This window comes from Bradyrhizobium erythrophlei (assembly GCF_042430365.1).
Lineage (GTDB): Bacteria > Pseudomonadota > Alphaproteobacteria > Rhizobiales > Xanthobacteraceae > Bradyrhizobium > Bradyrhizobium erythrophlei.
Genome location: NZ_JBHMET010000158.1, coordinates 27853 through 42621, shown reverse-complemented (window position 1 = coordinate 42621; position 14769 = coordinate 27853). Strand labels below are relative to the sequence as shown.

Annotated in this window: 9 protein-coding genes; 5 read left to right on the top strand and 4 right to left on the bottom strand. The window is 65.6% G+C overall.

What is annotated here, in order from left to right; translation table 11 throughout:
* Nucleotides 1-11: 11 nt before the first annotated feature.
* The gene (locus ACFFWD_RS24785) at nt 12-1313 is read right to left on the bottom strand and encodes an MFS transporter (protein WP_376969492.1); all 1302 of its coding nucleotides are present in this window, start codon (nt 1311-1313) and stop codon (nt 12-14) included.
* A gap of 338 nt (nt 1314-1651) precedes the next feature.
* Here ACFFWD_RS24785 and ACFFWD_RS24780 point away from each other — a divergent pair, with 338 nt between their 5' ends.
* The 4 genes from ACFFWD_RS24780 to ACFFWD_RS24765 all read left to right on the top strand — a co-directional run bounded on the left by ACFFWD_RS24780 (nt 1652) and on the right by ACFFWD_RS24765 (nt 6516).
* Entirely contained in the window at nt 1652-2305 is a 654-nt protein-coding gene (locus ACFFWD_RS24780; RefSeq protein WP_376969490.1) for an ABC transporter ATP-binding protein, read from the top strand.
* On the top strand, nt 2302-4761 hold the full coding sequence (locus tag ACFFWD_RS24775) for an ABC transporter permease (RefSeq protein WP_376969488.1): 2460 nt from the start codon (nt 2302-2304) through the stop codon (nt 4759-4761). The genes ACFFWD_RS24780 and ACFFWD_RS24775 overlap by 4 nt, the downstream gene beginning before the upstream one ends.
* A 190-nt stretch (nt 4762-4951) precedes the next feature.
* Nucleotides 4952-6049, top strand: coding sequence for a lipocalin-like domain-containing protein (locus tag ACFFWD_RS24770; RefSeq protein WP_376969486.1), 1098 nt, complete (start codon nt 4952-4954; stop codon nt 6047-6049).
* Between the two features lie 74 nt (nt 6050-6123).
* Nucleotides 6124-6516 carry an MAPEG family protein gene (locus ACFFWD_RS24765; protein ID WP_376969484.1) on the top strand — a complete coding sequence of 131 codons (393 nt, stop codon included), beginning with the start codon at nt 6124-6126 and terminating at the stop codon, nt 6514-6516.
* A 170-nt stretch (nt 6517-6686) separates the two neighbouring features.
* On the opposite strand, the gene ACFFWD_RS24760 is transcribed toward ACFFWD_RS24765, so the two are convergent.
* From ACFFWD_RS24760 to ACFFWD_RS24750, 3 genes are all read right to left on the bottom strand, one after another.
* The gene (locus ACFFWD_RS24760; protein ID WP_376969482.1) at nt 6687-7877 is read right to left on the bottom strand and encodes an ABC transporter substrate-binding protein; all 1191 of its coding nucleotides are present in this window, start codon (nt 7875-7877) and stop codon (nt 6687-6689) included.
* 244 nt (nt 7878-8121) lie between these two features.
* Nucleotides 8122-11292: an efflux RND transporter permease subunit gene (locus ACFFWD_RS24755; RefSeq protein ID WP_376969480.1), complete on the bottom strand. Its 3171-nt coding sequence runs from the start codon at nt 11290-11292 to the stop codon at nt 8122-8124.
* A complete protein-coding gene (locus ACFFWD_RS24750; protein ID WP_376969529.1) occupies nt 11289-12512 on the bottom strand; it encodes an efflux RND transporter periplasmic adaptor subunit in 1224 nt (407 codons plus the stop codon). Before ACFFWD_RS24750 ends, ACFFWD_RS24755 begins: the two co-directional genes overlap by 4 nt.
* A gap of 814 nt (nt 12513-13326) precedes the next feature.
* On the opposite strand from ACFFWD_RS24750, the gene ACFFWD_RS24745 reads away from it, so the two are divergent.
* Nucleotides 13327-14769, top strand: a 1443-nt coding sequence (locus tag ACFFWD_RS24745) for a cadherin repeat domain-containing protein (RefSeq protein ID WP_376969478.1), incomplete at its 3' end; no start/stop codon positions are given.

Below are 14769 nucleotides of genomic sequence, written 5' to 3'. Positions count from 1 at the left end.
CGATTGCTCCCCTACGTCGGCGACACCGCGCCCTTCAGCGCATCGACCGGCTGCGTCGTGCCGGTCAGCCGCACGCGCTCGGTGTTCGGCCACAGCAGCGCCAGGCCGAGCAGGCCCGAGACGACCAGGATCACCGCATTGATGGTGAAGCCCGTCATATAGCCCGCGAGCGTATCACCCGCGCGCTGGATCACGCTGCCCATCACGGTCGGCGCCAGGACGCCCGCGAGCGTATAGAGCGCGCCGTAGATCGAGATCACAGCGCCGCGCTGCGAGATGGGAGTGAATTCGCCGATCATCGGCGCGCAGACCACATAGATCGATCCGCACAGGCCCGAGCCGACCACGAGCAGCGCGATCATCCATCCGCCCGGCGCGACGTGGGGCAGCGTGGCGAGGATGCAGCCGCCGACGACGAGCGGGGCAGCGCCGAGCACGCCGCGCGCGCCGCGGGTGGTGAAGCCGCGCGCCAGCATCAGCTGCGAGATCCAGCCGGTCAGGATCACGGTGACGGCACCGAACACCCAGGGCAGGATCGAGATGAAACCGGCCTGCTGCTGCGAGAAGCCTAGGCCCTTGACGATGAAGGGCGTGAACCAGGTGAGCCCGAGCGACAGCGCCCAATAGGCGCCGAAGGTGGCAACGACGCAGCCGACGAAGGTTCGCGAGGTCAACAATTGGGCATAGGGAATCCGCCGTTCGTCTGCAGCCGACGCCGCGGTTTGCACCAGCGGGCCTTCCTGGCCGAGGATCATCCACGCCACGACCCACATCAAACCGACGGCGCCGAGCGCGCCGAAGGCGTAGTGCCAGTTATAGTTGACGATGACCCAGTTCAGCGCCGGCACGGCAAGGATCACGCCAAACGCCGACCCCTGCGACAGGATCGCGATCGGCAGTGTGCGCTTCTCGTCCGGGAACCATTTGAAGATGGCATGCGCCGCGACCGAAGCCGCAGGTCCCTCGCCGGCTCCGAGGATGATGCGGCAGATCAGGAGCGTGGTAAAGCCAATGCTGCCGACCATCGGAAACTGCGCCAGCGCCCAGACCAGCGCCAGCACCAGCAGCACCCAGCGCGTCGGTACGCTGTTGACAATGAAGCCGACCACGATCGCCGCGATCGAGAACAGGAAGAAGAAGGACGAGCCGAGCAGACCGAACTGCTCGGGTTCGAGCTTCATTTCGGTCATGATCGGCACGCCGGCGAGGCCGACAACGATCTTGTCCGCGAAGTTCACCAGCATGAACAGGAACAGGAGAAAAGTGATCTTCCAGGCGCCCTTTGGCGTCTCGGGCGTCGATTGCATGGTCATGTCTGGCTCCCCGTCGTATCGTTATTGGCTCTGTTAAGATCGGCCCCGAGCGATGCTAGCCACGCCTTGCCGGACAAGGCAACACCGCATTTTCCCCGGGAATATTCCGCGCCGCGCACGGGGCGCCGCCGGGTCGCATATTGACGGCCGCCATCCGATCACGGATCGCGTCGCAGCGCGATTTGAAGCCGTGATCTGCCATGTCATGCTATGTTCGCCACGATCAACGTCGGGGTATTTCATGAACAGATCGGTTCTTCGCCGTGCAGCCATTTTCATCGCGCTCGCGGAAGCCGCAGTGAGGCCCGGCCATCGCTTCGCCTGACCAGACATCCGCCGTGCTCCGCGTCACCGGCCTGACCAAGAGTTACCGCGCCGCAGGCGAAGAGGTCGCCGTGCTGCGCGGCGTCGACCTCTCGGTTGCAACCGGCGAGAGCGTGGCGCTGACCGGCGAGAGCGGCAGCGGCAAGAGCACGCTATTGCATCTGATCGCCGGGCTCGACGCCGCCGATAGCGGCGAGATCCGCCTCGCCGACGCCAGCGTCTCCGATCTCAACGATGCCGGCCGCGCCGAATTGCGCCGCGACCGGCTCGGCCTCGTGTTCCAGCAATTCAACCTGATCCCGAGCCTGACGGTCGCCGACAACCTCGTCTTCCAGTCGCGCATCGCCGGCCGGCACGATGCCGCCTGGCACGACGAGCTGGTCGAGCGGCTCGGCCTCAAACCCCTCCTCAAGCGCTATCCCGAGCAATTGTCCGGCGGCCAGCAGCAGCGCGTCGCATTCGGGCGCGCGCTGGCGCCAAAACCGCTATTGCTGCTCGCCGACGAGCCGACCGGCAATCTCGACGAGGACACCGCCGACGAGGTGCTGGCGCTGGCGCGGGATCTCGTTGTTCGCACCGGCTGCGGCTTCCTGATGGTCACCCACAGCGTGCGGCTCGCTGCGACGCTCGACCGACAGGTGACCCTGCATGCCGGGGTGATCGCATGAGGCGCGCGCTGTGGATTCTCGCCGTGCTGTTGAGCCACTGGCGGCGGCATCCGATGCAGCTCGCGACGCTGCTCATCGGCTTGATCTCGGCGACCGCGCTGTGGAGCGGCGTGCAGGCGCTGAACCAGCAGGCGCGCAATGCCTATGACCGCGCGGCGGCCACCTTCGGCGGCACGCGCACCGCAATGCTGGTGCCGAAGGACGGCGCGACCTTTCCGCAGCAATGGTTCGTCGACCTGCGCCGCGCCGGCTGGCCGGTGTCGCCGATGCTGGAGGGCCGCGTCCAGATCGGTGGGCGGTCCTATCGCCTGCTCGGCATCGAGCCGGTGACATTGCCCCAGGAGGTCGGCAGCGCGCCGGCGATCGGCAAAGGCAGCTTGCAATCCTTCGTGGCGCCGCCCGGCGAGATGCTGGTCGCACCCGAGACACTGCGCGATCTCGAGCTCGCTGAGGGCGCGACACCGCAGGCCAACGGCACGACCTTGCCGCCGTTGCGCGTGCAGCCGCAACTCGTGCCCGGCGCACTCGTCGTCGATATCGGGATCGCGCAAGGGATCCTGAAGCTGCCGAACCAGCTGTCGCGGCTGCTGATCGGCAAGTCCAGGGCGCCACATGCGCCGCTCGATAGCGTCACCGGCGACAGCTTGCGCCTGGTTGCGCCGAGCGCGGAGAGCGACCTCGAACGCCTGACCGACAGCTTTCACCTCAACCTCACCGCATTCGGCCTGCTGTCGTTCTTTGTCGGTCTGTTCATCGTCAACTCCGCAATCGGGCTTGCCTTCGAGCAGCGGCTGCCGATGCTGCGCACCTTGCGCGCCTGCGGCGTGTCGGCGCGGATGCTGAACAGCGTGCTCGTCGTCGAGCTGGTGTCGCTGGCGCTGGTCGCCGGCCTGGTCGGGCTCGTCTGCGGCTATTTCATTGCAGCAGCCCTGCTGCCCGACGTCGTCGCGTCGCTGCGCGGCCTTTATGGCGCGCAGATCCCGGGACAACTGACGCTGAAGCCGGAATGGTGGCTCGCCGGCGTCGCGATCAGCATCCTCGGCGCGCTCGCCGCTGCGGCCGCCAGCCTGACCAAGGCAATCCGCATGCCGGTGCTGACGTCGGCGCAACCGCAGGCCTGGCAGCAGGCGCAGCGGCGCTGGCTGATGGTCCAGAGCGCTACGGCGCTCGCAGTGTTCGCCCTCGCCGCTGTCCTGGTCTGGTTCGGCGATTCCCTGATCGCGGGCTTTGCCGTGCTCGCCGCATTGATGCTCGGCGCGGCGCTGATCCTGCCGATGATCCTCCAGATCGCGCTTGCGCTTGGCGAGCGCAGCGCGCGGCGCCCGGTCGGCATCTGGTTCTGGGCTGACAGCCGCCAACAGCTCTCCGGACTGTCGCTGGCGTTGATGGCGCTGCTGCTCGCGCTCGCGGTCAATGTCGGCGTCGGCACCATGGTCGAAAGCTTCAGCCGCACCTTCCTGGTCTGGCTCGACGGCCGCCTTGCCGCCGACGTCTATGTCAACGCCGCCAGCGATAAGCAGGCGACCGAGATCAAGGCGTGGCTGCGCGAGCGGCCCGAGGTCGAGGCGATCCTGCCCGGCGGCCGCGCCGACACCCAGCTCGGCGGCGCGCCGATCGAAGTGCTTGGGCTACCCGACCACGCCACCTATCGCGACAACTGGCCGCTTCTCGAAAAGACCGCGAACGCCTGGATCAGGCTGCGGCCCGGCGACACCGCGCTCGTCAGTGAGCAGCTTTCGCGGCGCATGAAGCTTGCCATCGGCGACCGGATCGAGGTGCCCGCCCCCGGCGGCCCGTGGCCGCTCGAGATCGTCGGCATCTATGCCGACTACGGCAATCCCAAGGGTCAGATCGCCGTCAACTTCGCCGCGCTGACCCGGCGCTTCCCACAGACACCGCTGACGCGGATGGGCCTGCGCGTCGCGCCCGGCAAGATCCCGGCGCTGATGACGGCGCTGCAGGAGAAATTCGGGCTCGACGACCGCAACGTCGCCGATCAGGCGACGATGAAGGCGGATTCGAAACGGATCTTCAATCGCACCTTCTCGGTGACCGCGGCGCTGAACGCCTTCACGCTCGGCGTCGCCGGCATCGCGTTGCTGACGAGCTTGCTCACGCTCGCCAATTCGCGCCTGCCGCAGCTTGCGCCGCTCTGGGCGATCGGGCTGACGCGGCGACGGCTGGCGGCGCTCGAGCTGTTGAAGACCATGTCGGTCGCGCTGATCACTGCACTGTTCGCATTGCCGCTCGGCCTGTTGGTCGCCTGGTGCCTGCTTGCGATCGTCAACGTCAAGGCGTTCGGCTGGCGGCTGCCGTTCCACGTGTTCCCGCTGCAGCTGATCGAACTGCTGGCGGTCGCGCTGGTCGCCGCACTCTGTGCGGCCGCTCTCCCGGTCGCTAGACTGGCGCGCATGCAGCCGGCGAATTTGATCAGGATCTTCGTCAATGAGCGCTGAGATGTGATGAGGTCAAACAGCGGCCACGAAGGGGCTATTTTCCCTCTCCCGCTTGCGGGGGAGGGCCAGGGTGGGGGTGTCACCACGAGTCATATTGTGGGAAGAGCCCCCACCCGTATCGCATCTTCGATGCGATACGGCCTCCCCCGCAAGCGGGAGAGGCGAAGCGAGATTGCGGATGCGCCAGTTCATGCAACAACCAATCGCCACTAGCGCGACGGTCACGCGCCGCGCCTTTGCAGGCGGCGCGCTGGCCTTCGGCCTTGGCCAGAACGCCTTCGCGCAGGGCTTTGCCGGGCTTGGCGAGACGTCGGACGGATTTGCGCCGGTTACCCCGGGCAAGCCGTTCGCCTTTCCCGCCGATCACGGCCCGCATCCGGAGTTCCGGATCGAGTGGTGGTACGTGTCCGCGAATTTGGCTGACGCTGGTGGCGCCGCCTATGGCGCGCAATGGACCCTGTTCCGCCAGGCCATGAAGGCGGGCGGCGCGATCAAGGGCTGGGCCAACCAGCAGGTCTGGATGGGGCATGCCGCCGTGACCAGTGCCGCAACCCATCGCGTTGCCGAGGCGTTTGCGCGCGGCGGCGTGGGCCAGGCCAATGTCGAGGCCGCACCGTTCCAGGCCTGGATCGACGCATGGGAAATGCGCAGCCGCGATGGCTTCAATGCACAGACCGTCGCGCCGCTCGACCTGAAGGCCTCGGCCGCGGACTTCAGCTATGCGCTGCGGCTCGACGCGGCGCGCCCGCTCGTGCTGCAGGGCGATCGCGGCTATAGCCGCAAATCCGACCGCGGACAGGCTTCCTACTATTACAGCCAGCCGTTCTTCACGGCGTCCGGCCGCATCACCATCGACGACAAGCCGGTCGACGTCACCGGGCACGCCTGGATGGACCGCGAATGGAGCAGCCAGCCGCTCGCCTCCGACCAGACCGGCTGGGACTGGTTCTCGCTGCATCTGCCCGGCGACGAAAAGCTGATGCTCTATCGGCTGCGCCAGAAGGACGGCCGGGAAAACCTGTTCGGCAACTGGATCATGCCCGACGGTCACACGAGCGAGATCGCAGCCAGTGGCAACAGCATCACACCGACGGCCATGACCGAGATCGACGGCCGCAAGCTGCCGACGTCGTGGCGGGTCAAGCTGCCGGCGCGCGGGCTCGATATCGAAACCACGCCGCTCAATCCGAAGAGCTGGATGGGCACGAGCTTCCCTTATTGGGAAGGCCCGATCCGTTTTTCCGGCAGCCACGCCGGAATCGGCTATCTCGAGATGACGGGATACTGAAGCGCGATCCGGAACAGCGTGCGGGCTTTCCGGACACACCAAGAACAACGAACCGCAACGAGGGGACATCCAGGATGTATCACTACACAGCCATCGTGACTTGCCTTGCCGTCGCATTCTACTTCTTGACCTCGGCGCAGGTGGCGCGCGCCCGCGCGGCCTTTGGCGTCAAGCTGCCGGCGATTTCGGGCCATCCCGATTTCGAGCGCGTGTTCCGCATCCAGATGAATACGCTGGAGTGGATGCCGATCTTCCTGCCGTCGCTGTGGCTGTTTGCGATCTATATCAGCGATGCGATCGCGGCCCTTCTCGGCGTGCTCTGGATCGTCGGCCGCATCCTCTATTTCACCGGCTATCGCGAGGCGGTGGCCAAGCGCAGCCGCGGCTTCGCCATCCAGGCGACAGCGTGCATCGTGCTGTGGGTGGGGGCGCTGGGCGCCGTGGTGTGGCGGCTCATGCACGCGTGACGAGCGTGTACGGCATATTCCGCTGTCGTCCCGGCGAAGGCCGGGACCCATAGCCACAGCAACCAGTTTTGCGAAGGCTGGGGCCGCAACGCAGCACAGCAACTAACATCGGTGGTTATGGGTCCCGGCTTTCGCCGGGACGACACCGATAATGTTTAACCAGCTGACGATCACTTCGTCAGCGGGCAGCCGCTTTCCTTGGCAGTGAAGAACGCCTTGTCGCCGGGCACCACGGCGATCTGCTTGTAGTAGTCCCACGGCCTCTTCGATTCCGAGGGCTTCTTGACCTCGAAGAGATACATGTCGTGGACCATGCGGCCGTTCTCCTGCACCTTGCCCTGCGCGAAGTCATCGTCGACAGGCAGTTCCTTCAGCTTCTTGGCGACCGCATCAGGATCCTTGGTGCCGGCGGCCTTCACCGCCTTCAGATAGCTCAGCGTCGCCGAATAGGTGCCGGCATGGATCATGCTCGGCATCCGGCCGGTTCGCTTCAGGAAGCGCTCGCCGAGATTGCGCGTCCTGTCGTTGAGGTCCCAATAATAGCCTTCGGTGAGCACGAGGCCCTGAGCAGCTTCAAGCCCGAGACCATGAACGTCAGCCAGCGTCATCAGCAGCGCGGCGAGCTTCTGGCCGCTCCTGACGATGCCGAACTCGGCCGCCTGCTTGATCGAGTTGTTGGTATCGAGTCCTGCATTGGCAAGCCCGATGATCTTGGCCTTCGAGCTCTGCGCCTGCAGCAGGAAGGACGAGAAGTCCGACGAGTTCAGGGGAACCCGGACAGAACCCAACACCTTGCCGCCGTTAGCGGAGACAATCTCGGTCGTATCCTTCTCCAGCGCGTAGCCGAAGGCATAGTCAACGGTCAGGAAGAACCACGTGTCGCCGCCGGCCTTCACCAGCGCGCCGCCGGTACCGACCCCGAGCGCGTGGGTGTCGTAGGCCCAGTGGAAGCCGTAGGGATGGCAGGCATCGCCGGTGAGACGCGAGGTCGCGGCACCCACGACGATGTCCACCTTCTTCTTTTCCTTGGAGAGTTCATGGATCGCGAGCGCGACCGACGATGTCGTCAGCTCGGTGATCATGTCGACGTTCTCGATCTCGTACCAGCGCCGCGCGATCGCAGTCGCGAGATCCGGCTTGTTCTGATGGTCGGCGGTGACGATCTCGATCTTCTGGCCCAGCACCTCGCCACCGAAATCCTCGACCGCCATCCGCGCGGCCTCGAGCGACCATTTGCCGCCATAGTCCGCGTAGACGCCGGACTGATCGTTCAGGATGCCGATCTTGACGCCTTGTGCCGACGCTGGCGCCGCAAGCAACAGGCTGCACGCCGCGACGGCGGCCAGGAATCCAGATTTCATTGATTGTCTCCCAAGAGTTTCTATCCGGAAAATCGGCGCGACATTATTTTATAACACTGTGACTGCCCACCTATTTCGGATCAGCCAATAGTATGGGGCCTTGTGGTGCAGGCACGCACAGCAATCGCCCCGTCACCCCCGCGCAACGACTTCGCCTTTGTCGCTGGAGGTGCGAGCGGAGCGAGCCTCAGGATGACGAGAACACGTTGCGACTGCATTGCGCGGCGAGACCAATCCGCACACTTTAGCCCGCCGCGGACGCGGTCTCGGCGGGCTTCCCTTCGTTCTTCCCCTCCGCCAAATTGCGCACCACCATGTAGAAGATCGGCGTGAAGACCAGGCCGAACAGGGTGACGCCCAGCATGCCGAAGAACACGGCGACGCCGACCGCCTGGCGCATTTCCGATCCGGAGCCGGTCGACACCACGAGCGGCAGCACGCCGAGAATGAAGGCGAACGACGTCATCAGGATCGGCCGCAGACGGAGACGGCAGGCCTCGATCACCGCTTCCAGCCTAGGCTTGCCCTCGAGCTCGATGTCGCGCGCGAACTCGACGATCAGGATCGCGTTCTTTGCCGCCAGCCCCACCAGCACGACGAAGCCGATTTGCGTGAGGATGTTGACGTCCTGCCCCATGATGCGCACACCGATGGTCGCAGCCAGCAGGCACATCGGCACGATCAGGATCACCGCAAACGGCAGCGTCCAGCTGCCATATTGCGCGGCCAGCACCAGATAGACGAACAGCACGCAGATCGGAAACACGTAGAGTCCGGCACTGCCGCCAGTGACCTGCTGGTAGGACAGGTCGGTCCACTCGAACGAGAAGCCGCTCGGCAGCGTTTCGTCGGCAAGCTTCTTGATGGCGTCGAGGGCCGTCTGCGAGCTGGTGCCGGGCGTCGGCTCGCCCTGCAGCTCGGACGCCGCATAGAGATTGTAGCGCGCGACGCGGTCCGGCCCCGAGATATCTCGGAAATCGACCACGCTACCGAGCATCACCATATCGCCCGCCGCGTTGCGCGTGCGCAACCTCGCGAGATCGGCGCTCTCCTTGCGGAACGGCAGATCGGCCTGCGCGGTGACGTGGTAGGTGCGCCCGAACAGGTTGAAGTCGTTGACATAGGTCGAGCCGAAATAGGTCTGGATGGTGTCGTTGATGCTGGCGATCGGCACGCCGAGCTTCTGCGCCTTGACGCGGTCGATATCGACGAACAGCTGCGGCGTGTTCGCGGTGAACGGCGAGAACACCGAGGTGAGGCTTGGCGACTTGCGCGCGGCGGCGACCAGCTCGTCGGTTGCGGAGGCCAGCAGCGTGGGGCCGCGGCCCTGGCGATCCTGGATGCGGATCGCGAAGCCGCCGCCGGTGCCGATGCCGGGCACCGCGGGCGGCGGGATCACGATGATGAAGGCGCCCTGGATCACGGACAGGCGCTTGCGCAGGTCGGCGGTGATTGCGGCCGCCGACAGCCCCTTCTTGAGGCGCACCTCAGGTTCGTCGAACACCGGGAACAGCGCCGCCGCATTGCCGGCCTGCGTTCGCGTCGCGCCCGAGAAGCCGGCGAAGGCCGCGACACGAATGATGCCGGGCGTATCCAGCGCGATGCGCTCGATCTCGCGCACAACAGCGGTGGTGCGCGCCAGCGACGCCGCGCCCGGCAACTGCGCCGAGATGATGACGTAGCCGCGGTCCTGCGCCGGGATGAAGCCCTGCGACGTGGTCGCGAGCAGCCAGCCGGCGCTACCGATCAGCACAACGTAGACGGCGAGCATCACCACCGTGTGCCGGATCACGAAGTCGGCCGCGGCGGCATAGCCGTGCGACAGCCGGTCGAAGATGCGGTTGAAGAGCGCCGTGAAGCTGTCCCAGCCGCGGCCGATGATGTTCCAGCTCGCCGGCGGCCGCTTGTTCTCGTGCGGGACGAGGATCTGCGAGGCCAGCGCCGGCGACAGCGTCAACGAACAGAAGCAGGAGATCGCGGTTGCCACCGCAATCGTGACCGCGAACTGCTGGAAGAACTGCCCGGAGATGCCGCCGAGGAACGCGGTCGGCACGAACACGGCGCATAACACCAGCGCGATCGAGACCAGCGCGCCGCCGACCTCCTCCATCGTCTTGAGCGCCGCATCGCGTCGGCTCATGCCGTGCTCGAGGTGCCGCTCGACATTCTCGACCACGACGATCGCGTCGTCGACCACGATGCCGACCGCCAGCACCAGGCCGAACAGCGTCAGATTGTTGATCGAGAAGCCGAGCGCCGCCATCACCGCGAAGGTGCCGACCAGCGACACCGGGATCGCGATGATCGGGATGATCGCCGGCCGCCAGCCCTGCAGGAACACCAAGACCACGATGACGACCAGCGCCATCGCCTCGTAGATGGTCTTGATCAGCTCATGGACCGATTGCGCGATGAATTCGGTCGGATTGTAGCCGATATTGTAGTCGAGCCCTTTCGGGAAGCTCGTCTTGAGCCGCGCCATCGTGTCGGAGATGTTCTTGGCGGTCGCGAGCGCGTTCGATCCCGGCCGCTGCGTCACCAGCATGCCGACGGCCGATTTGCGCAACAGGAAGCTGTTGGTGGTGTAGGACAGCGCGCCGAGCTCGACGCGGGCGACGTCGCGCAGGCGCACGGTGCGGCCGTCGGCGCCGGCCTTCACCACAATATCCTCGAACTGCTTGGGATCCTTGAGGCGGCCGGTGAAGACCAGGTTCGGCTGGAAGGCGCGGTCCGCGATCGGCGGCTCGGCGATCTGGCCGCCGGCGATCTGCAGGTTCTGCGAGCGGATCGCCGCGAGCACCTCGGCGGAGGTCAGGCCGAGATTGGCGAGCCGGTCGGGATCGAGCCACAGCCGCATCGAGTAATCGCGCGCGCCGAAGATCTGGATGTCGCCGACGCCGTCGAGCCGCAGCAACTGGTCGCGGACCTGCAGCAGCGCGTAGTTCGAGATATAGAGCTGATCGAAGCTGTCGTCGGGCGACAGCATGAACACGACCATCAGGATGTCGGGCGAGTTCTTGCGCGTGGTCACGCCGTTGCGCTGCACTTCCTCGGGCAGCCGCGGCTGTGCGATCGCGACGCGGTTTTGCACCAGTACCTGCGCCTTGTCGAGGTCGGTGCCGAGCTTGAAGGTGACGGTGATGGTGAGCTGGCCGTTCGAGGTCGCCTGGCTGTAGAGATACAGCATGTCCTCGACGCCGTTGATCTCCTGCTCGATCGGCGCGGCGACGGTGTCGGACACGGTCTGCGCCGACGCACCTGGATATTGCGTCGTCACCACTACGGTCGGCGGCACCACCTGCGGATATTCCGAGACCGGCAGCGTCTGGTAAGCGATCGCGCCGACGATCAGAAGCACGATGGACAGCACCATCGCGAGGATGGGCTGGTTGATGGAGAGCCTGCCGAGATTCATGGCTTGGCACCCGCCGCGGGCTTCGCGTCTGCCGCCGGCTTGGTGCTTGCCGGGGCCTGCGCCATTTGCGGGGTCACCTTGGCGCCGACGCGGGCGCGCTGCAGGCCGTCGACGATCACGTGGTCTTCCGCTTTCAGGCCTTCGCGGATCACCCGCAGGCCGTCGTCCAGCGGCCCGAGGGTGACGGCCCTCGCCTCCACCGTGTTGTCGTCCTTCACCACGAAGACGATCTTGCGCGACTGGTCGGTCGCGACAGCAGTATCCGGAATCAGCAGCGCTTCGTAGGGCGCGCTGCCGATCAGCCGCACGCGACCGAACTGTCCGGGCAGGATCGAGAGATCGGTGTTCGGGATCACCGCGCGGCTGCGCAAGGTCGCGGTCGAGACATCGAGGCGGTTGTCGAGGAAGTCCATCTTGCCGTCATGCGAGGGCGAGGGCTTGGTTTCCCCTGACAGCATCACCTGCACCGGGTTCGGGGTGTCGCGCGAGCTCGGACGCCTTCCCTCGAACCACAGCTTGTTGTTTTTCAGATAGGTCGCCTCGTCGACATCGAAATAGATGTAGATCGGATCGAGCGAGACGATCGAGGTGAGCAGCGTCGCGCCGCCCTCGGCGCCCTGCACGAGATTGCCGGGGGTGACGAGGTGGCGGCTGACGCGGCCGGTGATCGGCGCCATCACATGGGTGAATTCGATGTTGAGCTGCGCCGCCTTCAGCGCGCCCTCGGCCTGCATCTCGGAGGCGTGGGCCGCCTGCAGCGTCTGCCGACGCTGATCGACGATCGAATCGGAAACCGCATTGGTCTGGTTCAGCACCAGCGCGCGATCGAGCTCGCGTTTGGCGAGCTCCGCCTTCGCCCGCGCATCCGACAACTGGCCGTTGGCCTGCAACGCGACCGCCTCGAAGGGGCGCGAATCGATCACGTAGAGCAGGTCGCCGGCATGGACGATCGCGCCGTCGCGGAATTGGACGCTTTCCACGAAGCCGCCGACGCGGGCGCGGACCTGAACCTCCTCGATCGCCTCGAAACGGCCGGTGAATTCATCCCAATCGGTGACCGTGCGCTTGGCCGGCTGGGCGACGGTGACGGGCGGCGGCGGCGGGGCCGCGGCTTGCGATTGCGCCTTGTCCTCGCAGCCGGCAAGCGCCAGTGCAAACAGAAGGCCGAGCGGCGCGAGGCCGCGAGAGGCACGGCGCTTGAGGCCGGTCGCTTGAGCCAGCGGCTCCGCTTTGTCAGTCGCAGTCAATTCCGTCTCCCCAAGGACTCGAGTATCGCAATCCTGGCCGCAATGATTCGAAGCGCGTGGATTGACGAAAGATCGTCGCGGCGGACGTCACAGATGTGACCACCCTCCAGTCTGTTCAAGACCGGGCCGGGATCAAGCAAAATAGTTACGCACTCAGAGGGTCTTAGGGCGCCGCCGACGGTGACATCGGCGATTCGATGGGTCAGAACAACTGGTCGATGGGTCAGAACAACTGGCCAATGGGGCGGTTGACATCTCTGGCCGCCGACGACGGCACCTGCCCTGCGCCGGTACAATCAGAGGTCGATCCCATGTCACACAGCCGTCACATCGGCGCCCGGTCGCCGGCCTGCTGCGGGAATACTCACACCCGCGGATATGGAAAAGCAGCGGATCGCGCCACTCTACCTCCCGATGCAACGTCGCCGGCAAGGTAACCGGCACGCTGGGGTTGTCCATCATTTGGCGACATTGACACCCGGTTGCATCGCCAATACGGTCGTGGTTGCCAAAGGGTAAATTTTCTTGGCCGCCGCATTTTTCTTGAACATTGATTGAATTTCAGCCTGCGGCGCTGGAGTAAGGCAGTTTGGAATGGCATGCGAATTTGAGCTCGCTGGCGCCCCGATTCCGCCGACAGCGCGTTTTGATCGTCTCTCGCACATTCGCAGGCGGCATCCGGTGCAGAGCGCCGACAATCAACCGCAGCGTGTGAACCAGCTCACACCTTCTCTCCCCCGGTAAGCGTAGAGAATGACCGGCTTTCGCGCCGGTCGCAGGAGTGCCCATGACGACCATACCCGCCCTTACAATCGGTGGTTTAACCCGGCCCGAACTTCATCTCGATCCGGCCGGCAATATCGTCCTGGATGCCGCCGCATCGGAGTTCGCCGCAACCTACGGCCTGCAATATCTCTATCTCGGCTGCCCTCCCGGCACGCCCTGGCCACCGGTCAACCCGTTCCTGTCGCCGCCGACCGACACCAACTCGGCAAGCAACACCATCATCGAAGGCGCGGCGCCGAACACGCAGGTCAATATCACCGCGCATGCCGACAGCTTGCTCGGCTTTCCCGTCCAGTATTCGCTGATCGGCGACTCATCGGGCGGCGGCTTCAAGATCGATCCGAGCACCGGCGTGGTGTCGGTTGCCAATCCCGCCAAGATCGACTTCGAGAGCTCCGGCGGCAGCTACACCATCACAGTGCAGGCCGACGACGGCTTCATCACCTCGTCGCAAAGCTTCACGATCGCGGTCAACAATGCGCCGCCGTCGACACCTGTCGACGGCAACCCCGCCGCCAATGCCGTCGCCGAAGGCGCCGCCATCGGAACCACCGTCGGCATCACCGCTGTTGCCACCGACGTCAACGGGCCGGGCGTGACCTGGTCACTGACGGCCGACTCCTCGAACGGCGGCTTCAAGATTGATCCCAACACCGGCGTCGTCACCGTCGCCAATCCGGCCAAGGTCGATTTCGAGTCCGCGCCGGGCCACGCCTATTCCGTCACCGTGCAGGGCAGCGACGGCCATGGCGGCACCAGCACCCAGACCTTCAGCATCTCGGTGACCGATCTGCCGCCTGCGATCTCGTCACCGGCGACCGCGTCGGTGAACGAGGGCGTTGCGGCGCATAGCGTGGTCTATACCGCGGTCGCGGCCGACCCGGCCGGCGGCGCCGTCACCTACTCGCTGAGCGGTGCGGACGCTGCGGCCTTCACCATCGATCCCGCAACCGGCATCGTCACCATCAATGCCTCGCCGGATTTCGAGACCAAGAGCAGCTACAACTTCACCATCAAGGCCAGCGATCCCTCCGGCGCCTTCACCACCGAAGCCGTGACGCTCACCATCAACGACCTGCCGCCGGCGATCTCATCGCCCGCGACGGCAGCGGTGAACGAGGGCGTTGCCGCGCATAGCGTCGTCTATACCGCGGTCGCGGCCGACCCGGCCGGCGGCGCCGTCACCTACTCGCTGAGCGGTGCGGACGCTGCGGCCTTCACCATCGATCCCGCAACCGGCATCGTCACCATCAATGCCTCGCCGGATTTCGAGACCAAGAGCAGCTACAACTTCACCATCAAGGCCAGCGATCCCTCCGGTGCCTTCACCACCGAGGCCGTGACACTCAACGTCAACGACCTGCCGCCGGCGATCTCGTCACCCGCAACGGCGTCGGTGAATGAGGGCGTGGCGGCGCATAGCGTGCTCTACACCGCGGTCGCG